Origin of the sequence: Dyella sp. GSA-30, from assembly GCF_027924605.1 — a bacterium.
Lineage (GTDB): Bacteria > Pseudomonadota > Gammaproteobacteria > Xanthomonadales > Rhodanobacteraceae > GSA-30.
In genome coordinates this window covers 3711565-3723676 of sequence record NZ_AP027042.1, presented here as the reverse complement: position 1 = coordinate 3723676, position 12112 = coordinate 3711565, and the positions used below count along the sequence as shown (strand labels likewise).

At 58.4% G+C, this 12112-nt stretch carries 9 protein-coding genes; 3 read left to right on the top strand and 6 right to left on the bottom strand.

Translation table 11 applies throughout. The annotated features are described in order from the left end of the window. Position 1 precedes the first annotated feature (1 nt). Entirely contained in the window at positions 2–1579 is a 1578-nt protein-coding gene (locus QMG46_RS16005; protein WP_281848839.1) for a hypothetical protein, read from the bottom strand. 677 nt (positions 1580–2256) lie between these two features. On the opposite strand from QMG46_RS16005, the gene QMG46_RS16000 reads away from it, so the two are divergent. Next, entirely contained in the window at positions 2257–2997 is a 741-nt protein-coding gene (locus QMG46_RS16000) for an alpha/beta hydrolase family protein (RefSeq protein ID WP_281848838.1), read from the top strand. 75 nt (positions 2998–3072) lie between these two features. Here the strand turns inward: QMG46_RS16000 and QMG46_RS15995 are convergent, their stop codons facing one another. The 3 genes from QMG46_RS15995 to QMG46_RS15985 form a co-directional block, all read right to left on the bottom strand. After that, entirely contained in the window at positions 3073–3816 is a 744-nt protein-coding gene (locus QMG46_RS15995; RefSeq protein ID WP_281848837.1) for a hypothetical protein, read from the bottom strand. A gap of 153 nt (positions 3817–3969) precedes the next feature. After that, the gene (locus tag QMG46_RS15990) at positions 3970–5415 is read right to left on the bottom strand and encodes an XVIPCD domain-containing protein (RefSeq protein WP_281848836.1); all 1446 of its coding nucleotides are present in this window, start codon (positions 5413–5415) and stop codon (positions 3970–3972) included. Between the two features lie 17 nt (positions 5416–5432). Beyond that, the gene (locus QMG46_RS15985) at positions 5433–5945 is read right to left on the bottom strand and encodes a hypothetical protein (RefSeq protein WP_281848835.1); all 513 of its coding nucleotides are present in this window, start codon (positions 5943–5945) and stop codon (positions 5433–5435) included. 669 nt (positions 5946–6614) lie between these two features. On the opposite strand from QMG46_RS15985, the gene QMG46_RS15980 reads away from it, so the two are divergent. After that, the gene (locus QMG46_RS15980; protein ID WP_281848834.1) at positions 6615–7127 is read left to right on the top strand and encodes a hypothetical protein; all 513 of its coding nucleotides are present in this window, start codon (positions 6615–6617) and stop codon (positions 7125–7127) included. A gap of 65 nt (positions 7128–7192) precedes the next feature. Here QMG46_RS15980 and QMG46_RS15975 read toward each other — a convergent pair whose 3' ends face one another. After that, positions 7193–8104 (bottom strand): ATP-grasp domain-containing protein, encoded by a 912-nt coding sequence (locus tag QMG46_RS15975; RefSeq protein ID WP_281848833.1) that lies wholly within the window; start codon positions 8102–8104, stop codon positions 7193–7195. 102 nt (positions 8105–8206) lie between these two features. Continuing rightward, on the bottom strand, positions 8207–9094 hold the full coding sequence (locus QMG46_RS15970; RefSeq protein ID WP_281848831.1) for a dihydrodipicolinate synthase family protein: 888 nt from the start codon (positions 9092–9094) through the stop codon (positions 8207–8209). A 303-nt stretch (positions 9095–9397) separates the two neighbouring features. Here QMG46_RS15970 and QMG46_RS15965 point away from each other — a divergent pair, with 303 nt between their 5' ends. Beyond that, the gene (locus tag QMG46_RS15965) at positions 9398–12013 is read left to right on the top strand and encodes a phosphocholine-specific phospholipase C (protein ID WP_281848830.1); all 2616 of its coding nucleotides are present in this window, start codon (positions 9398–9400) and stop codon (positions 12011–12013) included. Positions 12014–12112: the final 99 nt, after the last annotated feature.

The window sequence follows — 12112 nt, the reverse complement described above, 5'->3', positions numbered from 1 at the left end:
GCTACGGCTCCCCCTCGATAAGTTTGAGGAGCTCGGGCAGGCTTCTTGCCTTCCTGGCCAGGTCGACGATCAGGTCGCCATCCCGTTCCAGCGATGCGCGAAGCGCGTCGTCGCCCTCGATCATCAGGACGGCGCGAAAGCGCTCGAGCGCATCGCACAGATGCACATCGCCGATCTCCTCGGGAAACGTGCCCTGTTGCTCGCCAAGCGCATGCAACAGCCGGTTGGCGAAGGCAGGGCCGCGATTGCGATGCCACGTCACCTTCACTCGTCGGCGGTGGTGCACGAGGCGCGCGATCTGCGGATAGTGCTGCTGCACCAAGCCAAGCATGCGCCGACCGGTCTGCGAGCGCTCCGCCAGTCGCTCCACTTCGCCAAGGATACGTTGCGGCGTTGCATGCCAATCGCGCTCGCGCGCGGCGAGCGGCAGTTCGCCTTCCACGACCGCGCCCGCCGAGGGCGAGCCGGGCTGCACCACTGCCGTTGCCAGGTCCATGCCCATGGCAACCAGGCAAGGGTTGATAAAAGCCGCGTAGGTATTGCCTGTTTCCAGGGGGACAGTCTGAATGCTCCCATCCTGCATCACGTTTACGTCGGGTACCACCGAGCCGGCGTGCAGCAGGCCGACGATTTTTCGCTGGTTGTCCACCACGATCGCGCCGGAGTCGCCAGGAAGCGAGAACACATGACCGCTCAGCCTGATGACGTTCTTTCCCGATGAGGTATCCAGCGTTGCGGTAACGCCCAAATTGGTATCGCTGTTGTACACATCGATAATGAGAGTCGGGTCGACCCCCGCGGCAAGCTCGAAGTTCGCGCTATAGGCATAGCCCGGCGAGGGTTTGATGCGGATATCCCATACCGTATCGCCCGATATGACTGAGAACAATTGAACCACCACACCCTGAGTGAAGCCGGTGCTTCGCCCCACTTTTTGCACCGTGACGATACTCGTTGGCGCACTGCCACTCAGGGGCTCGGTAGAGAGATCGCGAATCCCCTGATCGAGCGCTCCAATGCCTGGGATGGCGTTATTTGAGTCGATCCCCGCATTGACCGTGGCGATCGTGGCATCGACCCAGTAAATTTTGCTGTCCGCTGCGTAGGTGTAGTTCTGGCGCATGCCCTGGTTGGGAATGATCGCCGCTACAGGGTTGTTGCATTGGATACCGGCGCAGCTCTTGCGATGCGGATCGTAGACATCCGCGTTGCCGCTGAGCAGCAACGAGCTGTCGATGAGTACGTGGTGACACGTAAGGATGTGGCGGGCGCCGCCCTTGCGAACAATCAGTCCCAGCGTTCCGGCATCTTGCGGGTTATTGGGTAGCCAGCGCTGGATTTCGTCGCCTGGGGCGATAGAGGGCGTCTTGGTGTGATGCTGGACATGTGTATACACATGCACGTCGGTCTTTATGCCGTCGATTTCCGCGGGGATTATTTCCTCGCTGGATAATTCGTCGCGAGGCCGCTTCCGGCGCACGTAAACCCGATACGCCCATACGGGTAAAACTTCCCCACGGGCTTCTTTCAGGCCAAAACCGACCTGTACGACGCCGGGCAACTCGCCCAAACGACGCATGGCAGCTACGTGCCGATCGAGATGTTCCGCATCTGAGTCGTTGCTGCTGGCCATAGCTTCCCTACTTCAACCATGTGAAATAGCGACATCGGCAGCCAGCTGTTTTCGTCCAAATTCTCAGGCTGCAAAGGCTTGAATGCCTATGACCGAAGCACGGTCATTCCCCAGGCCCATCCCCACATTTACCTAAATGTCCAGCATGCAATGTCAGGCTGGCGTCGAAGCGCCGCTACATGTCATACGACATATTCCCTGCACTAATGACAGCATATTCGCGATATACACTATTGTAATTTAAGAAAATAGCTTGATTTATCAATTTCTGAAATTGCGTCCCTTTTCACTATTTCACTAAGGACGTCAGCCAGGGCGTCGATCGCCACTCTTTTTGCACAGGACACGGAACGACTTCCCCGACAAGGTGCTTTCCCCCTAGAGTTCGGTCTGGCCGCTTTATCGGTTCTGAGCATCTCACTCCAGGAGACAAGATGAATGTCTGCGTGAAGTCCGCATGGTTCGCGGCATATCTGTTGCTGTGCATAGCGTTCTCTACCGCTCATGCCCATGACGGTGCCATGGTTGACGACACGCCATCCAAGGTCGAGCCGGCAGCGAGGCTGCAAGGCGAGACAAAGGCATCGATGGAGACCATGCAGATTCCCAGCAATGGATCGCCGATGAATGCGCTGGTCTATGTGGCGGCGGGTGTCGGGCCACATCCGACCGTGATTTTGTTGCACGGCTTTCCGGGAAACGAGCGAAACCTGGATCTTGCGCAGGATATGCGGCGGGCAGGGTGGGACGTTCTCTATTTCAACTATCGCGGGTCATGGGGTTCATCCGGGGATTTCTCCTTCTCGCACGGTATCGATGACGTGGCGGCGGTCATCGCCTATCTGCGCAAGCCCGAAAACGCCAAGCGGCTGCGATTGGATCCTTCCAGGATCGTGCTGGTAGGTCACAGCATGGGTGGATTCATGGCCGTCCAGGCCGCGTCCGCCGACCCTGCCATCAAAGGCATCGCGATGATCTCTGGAGCCGATATGGCCGGGATGTTGAGCCAGATGCAGACGCAGGACTCGCAGGCAGCCGGGATAAAGAAAATGAGTGCGCTGCTGGCCAATGAAGGCATGGCGCCGCTCAGCGGATGCACGCCGGATGGTTTGGCGCAGGAACTGTCGGACCATGCTTCCGCCTGGGCATTTCGCTCAAAGGCTGGATCGATCAAGGATCGACCGGTATTCGTCATGACCTCGGACGATGGACTGGCACCTGTCGACGACGCCTTCGCCGCCGCGCTTCGCCAGGCCGGCGATGCGCGGGTGACGACGCTTCATCTGGCAACCGACCATGCGTATTCCGACAAGCGAACGGAACTCTCGCAAGCCTTGTTGCAATGGCTTGCGAGGTTCAAGTAGTCGGCGGGCAGGGAGATCGATAGAACTCGTAAATGCCAGTTAATCAGAGGGCGCTGGCGGGCAGCCGCTGCTCGACTATTTAACGGACGGCACGGGTGGCGGAGCGATCAGTTGCACGTCCGTAGCGGGGGGTTTGGGAGCAGTAGATGAACTGGGCACCGCAACCCCCGCACCTGGCACCTTCTCGGTTGTGGGCCTGGAGGCAGCAGGTTGCTGCTGAGGTGTGGAGGTCTTGATGTTCTGTTCGGTGCCGTTAGAGGAGTCGCTCGGTTTCATCAACTGAGCGAGCCCATCTGCATCTACCTGCGCGGGTGCCATGGCGCATTTAGCCGCCATGCTCACGGAAACGGCTACATTTATATCCGGGGCATTGTTCGCATCGTACGAGCTGATGGTATCCAGATAGACTTTCGTAACAGCAGCTCGGCGTTTTGCGTTGAGAACGGACGAGAACGCGTCCTCCATTTCTTGCTGTAGACCATTGGCCGAACCTGATAATCCCGCCCACGCGTTCTTGCCAGAACCTTTTGCGATGGGAGCAGCTACCGCGCCGGCCAATGTCCCTGTGATCGCTGTCGCTAATTTCCACCTGCTCGTTATGGTGCCACTAGCTTCGTAATAATTCTGGACTTGCCTACAGAATGCACTTGCAGCAGAGAGAGCGGAGACGGCATCTGCGGGTGTGCATGTCCCGGAAGCGCAAGGCGACGCATTGTTGCCGCTTTTAACCATCCAAGGCCATTTCGCGGTCGTTGCACATCCGCCGAGAACCAATACAGCAATCGTTACTCCAAAGAAACCACGCATTACAGTCTTCATATCCATTCCCCCTTATTGGATGGGTTGAAACTGTTGGGTGCAATCGTCAGGATTTACCGCGATCAAGGTTTAATTTTCGCTTGACACCTCTCCAACTCTGCAATAGCAAGGCTCGGCACGACTGGACAGATCAGCCAGTCGTGCCGGCCACCATCAATGATGCATACCGCCCGAAGCCTGCTGCGCTTCGGGCTGCGTCGCCTGCTGGTTCTGTTGTTGCGATGGCGACTGGCCTTGTGCAGCATGTTGCTGTGTGACCTGATTGATCGCATTCGTGCTCTGCGCGATCGACGTGTTGACCGCTTGTACGGTGCTTACTTCCGCCATCTGCTTGAGCGGCGAATTCGGGTCACCCTGCACCGCGTAGACCTTGGACTTGTCGTCGCTCAGATGCACGCTGTGCACATCCGTCATGCCTTTCTTTGCCGCCTCCACCGTGATCGCGCCAGCCAGGTTATCGCTGAGACGGTCCGATGCGCGATGCTCCTGCGCGTCCATGTGATACACCGCATCCCGAGCCCGGTTGAACAATGCGTTGTTGGGATGGGTCGGCTCATTGAGTTGCGGATCGGCGGCAGCAGTGCTGCGAGTCAGCGGTGAAAGCGCCTGATCGGCGGTCGTGTGCGTGAACTGGCGTGCTGTCGGCGGCTGCGTGCCGGTGTCCTGATACGGAACCGGTGTGTGGTCATTGCCCAAGTACATGCCGACGTCTTGCACAGTCTGCGGGTTCATTCGCAACGTATGCATGTTTACTTGCATGATGGGTTGCGCTACGCCCGCCTGCGGCGGATTGTGGAATCGTTCGTTTTGCGCTGCCTCGCCCAGGGCAACGGCGCCGTAATAATTCTGGTAGTCCGCATTGCCGCCCTGGCCCAGGCCAAAGGGGTGCGGCCTGGGTTGATCGAAGAAGTTCTTGCCCATGCCCTCGATGTTGTGCGCCGACATTTCCATGCTCATATCGGGCCGCAACGCAAGGTTGGGTTTGATCGCATAGGTGTTCGGGACCTGGGTGCGATCGACGTCAATAAAGTCTTGCATACGCTCGGGGCTGCGGTTATAGATTGCCTCCAATGTCAATGGCTTGCCCTGCGCAGTGGCATCTTGGCGAGCTGCGCTGGCGATGGCATTCCAGCCGGAAATTTCCGCGCCGGCTTCATCACGGCGATTGGCTGCGACAACCTCCTGAACCGCTGCGGTGTAGTCATGATTGGGTCCAGGCGACCTGGCGATGGCCTCCACGTCGCGACTGAATTTCGCTTCCGCCGGTTCGATAGTTGGCCCGTTGAGACTATGTTGCAACTCATGGCCGAGCACGAACGTGACTTCGCCGGACTCGAACGGTCGCCCCGCAGCCGGGGTCAGGCTGCCAAGCTGTAAGTTCATCGTCTTGTTGTCCGGGTTGAACGAGCCGCCCATATGCGGATCGGTCTCCGGCATGATATGCGTGAGATGACCGCCGGCAACCGCCTGATTGATTTCGTCGATTAATGCGGGCGAGGCATTGATGGCCTGTTGCAGGTTCTGCAGCTGGGTCGCGCTAACCCCGGGCTGACGGCCAAACTCATCAACAAGTCTTTGAGCATCTTCATGTAAAGGCATGTCGCTCTCCTTAGCAGTCAGCGGATGAGAACCGTTTTCACGCAAGCGCGGTTTTCGCCGTCGCTTCTGTTTTGCGGAAACTCGGCTTGCGGAAGAACCTCCACATGGAGACTGTCGCGGTCGAAGTTAAAATGCGCGATGCGGCCACGTGCGGCATAAGCAGGCGTGCGTGTAAAGCCTATGGATTCCAGCTCCGAGCCGAATCTAGCCGCGTCGATCCCGCAGATCGCGGTAGCCGCCGGCTCGGTGCCGGGCTTGGCGCTAAAACCGAAGTCCACGCGCGGCCCGAGCGAGGCTACGTTCTGGCGCTGGATGCCCCAACCCCAGTCGGCATCGAGTTTTTCGCCGAAGCCATAGGTATCGGCATCAACGACCTTGATGTCGACGCCCATGCCCTTGCCAATGAATTCGGGGGTGAAATCATTAATGCTTTTGCTGTCACGCAACAGGTCAATCAATCGTTGCAGGGCCTGATCGGCAGTCAGCCTGGGCTGAACTGCCGAGTGTTCGGTTGAAGCCGACGTTGTCATCGCGGAATGCTCCTTTTCTGGCTTTGAAGTGATACCAAAGGCCGGGGAAAGTGGCGCATAAGCCCCGGCTCTCAATAACCTAGGAAAACTTCTTATATCGTTTGATATATCAGACAAAATGGCTGCGCAAACGCGGCATACTTTCCATCCTTGATGGCGTTTGACATCACAAGCTCCCTCGGATGGCTGTAAACCGAGCCGGCCTTGTACACGAATAGATGGAAACCCCAATATTTTGCTCGTCCGGAGGCATTCCAGCCTCTGGTAGCCATTCGATCCCCATTAGGTAGGGTAATCATACCCATATTCACGCCATTTCTACACAAATGCGTGATAGCTTCATATAGCTATCGGGGAATTCAGATATTAGGCCTGCTCGGCCGGAAAGGGGTTTGTGCCGCACAAGAAGTATCAGCCGCTTGAGCTTTCGGCGTGCTTTGGCGTGGCGATAGATTTATTTAACTCCAAGGCCTCGCTTCAGCGAGTCTGATTGCACTTTTTCGACTAGTCAGACGACAGTTTGGCTGCCGACAAATGCTGCACTCTTTTTGCATGATGGCCCATGCGTTCTCACGAATAGCGCTCGTTGAGTGCCTTAGATGTATCTCAATCAATAATGGAGGAGTCAATATGCGCGTTAATCGTCTGGCTTATTTTCTAGCGTGCGGCGTGTCCTCGTTCGCCGCCTTGTCTTATAGCGCCGCCACTTTGGCGGCACCCGTGCAAGGAAAAGCATCGGCCCGGCTGACCCATGTCTTTGCAACCTTGCAGACAGGTCAGCCCGACAACAAACCGGAAGACAATGCTGCCTGCCGCAAACAGGTATCGGCGCCGGGCTCTCGGTATCTTGGCGTTACCGTCACGACGCAGTACTCCATCGATGCACAGACGATGCTCATGACAGCAACATCGTCATTGCCGTCTCCGCAGGCCACGAAACCCATTCAGCTCTCCATCAAGCTGTCGCCGCTTGGTATCGCGGGTCAGTATGCTTTCGGCGCATTTCGCCCGCCGGCATTGCCGAACAACTACGTGCTGTTTTCTATTGGACTCGACTTCAAGGGAGCCAAGTCGTCAGTACTGGTTCTCAATGAGGGCAAGGATTACAACTGCCTTGTCACCAGCGACCCCACGCCTTTCAACGGTGGCGTGAGCGAGAAGCTTGGGGCCGAACAAAAGTAATCCCACAGATTGCGTGCGCCTCGGCGGCGTTTTCGCTGCTGAATAAAATAGGGAAGGGCAGGCCCCTAAGGGGCCTGCCAGACCGCGTGACCGGCATGGCTTGCCGAGCCCGACAATCGCTTGAACAAATGGGCAGCAAAGCGTTCTGACGCGTCCGCTCTGTGTCCGAGATGCAGGAAGGGCTCGATCATTTCCAGCTCCATCAGCAAGAAACGTCCTTCAGAGACAATCCCGTCTATCCGTGCATAGGCTCCGTCAGCGTGGCCGATCGCCGCCGCGGCCTCCAGAACACGAGCCGCGCTGGCAAGAAGGCTCGCACTGGGTTCGGCTGCCTGGGCGACACCGCCGTAATCGCTCTGTACACGATAATCGCCAGCCTTGGGTCGCTTGATGACGGCGTGACTGTATTCCCCACCGAAAAACAGCAAGGACCATTCCCCATCGCTGGCGACTTCTGGCAGGTAGGGCTGCACCAGGTAATCGAGCTCTAACGGAAGCCGCGCGACAGCCTGATCAAACTCCGTCTCGCCGGCCACGCCGCGCACCGTGTGCCATGCCGTACCGCTTACTGTTGGCTTGATCACCACTTCACGAGCAGGCATGGCCGCCAAGGTGTTCTGCAACTGCGATGCCGACACGACTTGTGTGGGAATAATCGGAACCCCGTGTTTTTCCAACTCGATCAGGTAACGTTTATCGCTATTCCAGAGCAGCAGCTCCTTGTTGTTGATCGTCGGCACGGGCAGCTGAGCCAGCCATTGCTTGAAGCTGGCGTAATGCTTGAAGTAGTCCCAGATCGAACGTATCAGCACAGCGTCGAATGCGGTCCAATCCACGGCTGGATCATTCCAGATGCAAGCCATCGTCTGGACGCCGAAACCTTTCAGTGACGCGACGAGGTGCTTGTCATCCGGGTGGATGCCAGGCTCGGCTATGGAAGTGGCGATCGCGAGGCGATGGGTATAAGACACAGACATGGTGGGATCATTCCAAAGGGGAGGTCATAGCCGGCCACAGTAGCGATGGCACTGCCGCCGGGCATCGTCATCGCGTGAGCGACGACATGTTTTACAGCCGTCTCAGGCCAGCTCCAGTTCATCGAGAATGGCGTGGAGGCGTTGCTTCACATCCCCCTGGAGCGGTTTGACCGGCAAGGGCAGGCTGCTGGCAGCCAGCCCGCGAAGTTCGGCGGCTGTAGCGATAACGCGCAAGCCACCGTATTGAAGGAACAGCGCCCACAGAGGCGCGAGCCGCTGGGACAGTCGTTCGGCTTCCTGCACGTTCCCTGCTTGGGCGCTGCGCGTAATCGCCAGGGCGATCTGCGGGAACAGACCTCCGATCACCGAATACCAGGCGTCACATCCCGCGTTCAGGCCGGTGGCAGCGAATGCGTCGCCGCTGACGCCGATCGTCACATGCGCGGGGATCAGGGCGCGCAACCGTTCAACGCGCGAGCGTGCTGCGTCGAGGTCGGCGGGTACGCCTGGAATCTTGATCGAGGCGACATGGGGGAGCTGCGCGATCCTGCCATGCAATTCATCGCTGAATTCGAAATGCGTGGTAGTCGGGTTGTCGTATACGCATAGTGGCACGGACAGAGAACGCGTCACGGCGTCAAAAAGGCCGAAGACTTCATCCTCGGATAACTTTTGATAGGACATGGGGGCCAGCAGCACGCCGCGCACGCCCACCTTCTGTGCATCCTGTGCCAGTTCCAGTACGTCACGCGTGCGCAGCGCGCCGATGCCGACGATCACAGGAACATCTCCCGCGTGCTGGACGGCAAGTTGCGCGACGCGCAGCCGCTCTTGTCGCGTGAGATAGGCATAGCTGCCCGTCGAGCCCAGGGCGCCGATGGAATCGACCCCAGAGCTGGCGAGGCGCTCGATCAGGTGGACAAACGTGGTCTCGTCGATGCCCGTTTCGTTCAAGGGAGTCAGTGGAAAGGCACTCAAGCCGGAAAACATGGTTTATTCCTTCAACGTGGGCTGCACCGAATAATAAGACACTTGCCGGCCTCACGAAGAGGCATTTCGAAGGCTCGTGGCTGACCTCATCGGGATGGCTGTGGCGACAGGTTCGATGGTGGAAGACTTCGATGTCGTCGAAGACATCTCGCAAGGCAGTAGCGCAGCCTGATGCATAAGCGCTGGCCAATCTCGCAAATTGTGAACTGCGGCGAGGTGATGGCGCCTCGTTGAAGTCCGCGTGCAACAAATTCGGAGTGAACTTGCAGATCAACAACATCTGTTAACCACCCGGAAGACCTCATGAGCGAGATTGACGACCTCAAGCGCCGACGCTTCTTGAAAATGACTGCAGGAACGGCGGGCGGGTTGGCTGCGCTATCGGCGTGGCCGGGCCTCATCGAAAAGGCGCTGGCCATCGAGCCACACAATCCCACCGGCAATCCAAGCCTGGCGGACGTTGAACACGTCATCATCTTCATGCAGGAAAACAGGTCGTTCGACCACTACTTCGGCATGCTTCCCGGTGTTCGTGGTTACGGCGACCCACGGCCTGTGCCGATGCCCAGTGGAAACTATGTCTGGTATCAACCGGAAGGCTTGAATCCCGGCTCAAGAGGTTTCAGCGCGCACGTGCCCTATGCCAGCTGGACGTCGCCCTCCGGCTGGTACGACACCGATCGCGCGGCGCAGTCCGCCCATTACGTGCTGCCTTTCAGGCTCAACCAGCCAGGCAATGTGCAGTACCAGTACATGACGGATCTGGACCATAGCTGGAAGGCTTCGCAAGATACGTGGCGCAACTGGGATACCTGGGTGCCTTTGAAGAGCAGGCAATCGATGGGCTGCCTCAACGCCGAAGACCTGCCGTTCTATTACCAGCTCGCCAATGCCTTCACCGTCTGCGATGCCTACCACTGTTCCATCTTCGCAGCGACGGACCCCAACCGATTCTGTCTATGGTCGGGAACGGTTCCACCGCCCATGAATTTCCCGGACAACTACGGTAGCTGCGGTTACGTCTCCGATATTCAGTGCGATATCAACACGGACATCACGCCCGCCATGTATGGGCAGACGCCCCAGGCAAGAGACGCGGCCGTCAACGCCGGCATCGCGGATTGGAAGACCTACGCAGAAACCTTGACGGACAATCGCATCACCTGGAAGGTCTACCAGGAGTACGACAACTACGGTGACAACTACCTTCAGTACTTCAAAAATTTCCGGATCGACAACAGCGGCAAGCCGATCAATCAATCCGAAGATCCCTATTTTCAGTCGCTGTATCAGCGTGGGCGTGTATTCGCCGCCAATGCGGCAAAGACCGGTGATGCCATCATCGCCGAGTTTGCCAAGGACGTTGCAGCCGGTATGGAGCCCGATAACCCCGCGTTGGGCACGGTGAAATCCGGACTGCCACGCGTTTCATGGATCGTGGCGCCGGCGCAGTTTTGCGAGCATCCAAGCTCCTCGCCCGGAGATGGTGAGTCGTTCACCGCCCGGTTGCTCAGCGTCCTGGTAAACGATCATCCGGAGGTTTTCCGCAAGACCGTCTTCATGCTTATGTACGACGAGAACGACGGTTACTTCGACCATGTTCCTCCGCCGATTCCCGCCATCAGTCCCCATTACGGCGAAATGACCTTGGCCGATGCTGGCTCAGCGGAAAACTATGCGTCGGTTCCCGTCGGGCTGGGGCCGCGAGTGCCCATGCTGATCATCTCTCCGTGGACCGCAGGCGGAAAGGTCTACTCGCAGCTGTGCGATCACACGTCCGTGCTGCAGTTTCTGGAGCAATGGTCGATCGCCAAGGCGCTCGGGACCGAAAGCGCGGCACGCGGAAGCACGCAATGCCAGGCTATCTCGGACTGGCGCCGGTCGGTCTGCGGCGACCTTACCGAGGCCCTTGATTTCAGGCCGAGCCAACTGCGGCCGATCGACACAAGCACGACGTTCAAGAACGGTACCGCCCAGGCTGCCGTGCCCAACCCGCAGGCGTTTCCGCTGCAGGCTCCAAAGATGCGGTCGGCGTGTCGTCTGGGCTATGCCTTTTCCGCCGCCGCTCAGGTCGACTTAGATCACCTTTCGGTTCGCTTCACCAACACAGGAACGACCGGCGTCGCCTTCATCGCATATCGTGACCCGATGTCGAGCACCCAGGAGCCTTATCACTACACCGTCGAAGCGGGTAAATCACTGCTGACCAAGCCTCCCATGTCGGTTGGCGACAAGGGTGTCTACGACTGGTCCGTATTCGGCCCCAACGGCTTCGTGCGCGAGTTCCGCGGCGATGTGAATGGGATGGTGCAATCGGGCCAGGCCCCTGAAGTCATCACTTCGCAGCATGCGTTGCGCGGCAATCTGCTTATCAAGCTGGACAACCGGGCAAGCTTGAGCGCGTGTATTTTTCAGTTGACCGACAACGCGTACTACGAGAACGAACCGCTCCAGATTCGGGTAGATGCCGGAAGCGAGCGAACGATCGAATGGCAGGGCAGTGCGGGTTGGTACGACGCCAGTATTCGAGTGGCTGGCGATGCCGCCTACTTCAGGCGAGTGGCCGGTTGCGTCCAGCATCGGCTTCGCGAGCCGATGACCGACCCGGCCATCGGCAATGATCGACTGTTCCGGCCGTCGTTCGCCATTCACGGGAGTACTTACGAGACGCTGCGCTTCGACTACGCGACGCCGCCGTGGCGTCATAGTCCCAAGAATTGGCTCGGCGTGTTTCCGGCAGGGGCGACTCCCTCGAAAGCCAATCTTCTGCGTTGGGTCTGCGCGCCACGCGGCGTGGGTTCAGTGACGCTGTCAGCAGCCACCGGTGGCGCGTTGCCATCGGGTCGATATGACGCCTGGTACTTCTTCGATGATGGCTATACGCCGTTCGGAACAAAATCCGTGACGTTCCGGATCTGAATCGTCTGTTCGACCCCGTGTGTCGCGGTCACCGCGAGACATGGGGTCGAGGATCATCGCTTACTTGGCAGATGTTTGCGGTTGGCCGCCTGCCATCTC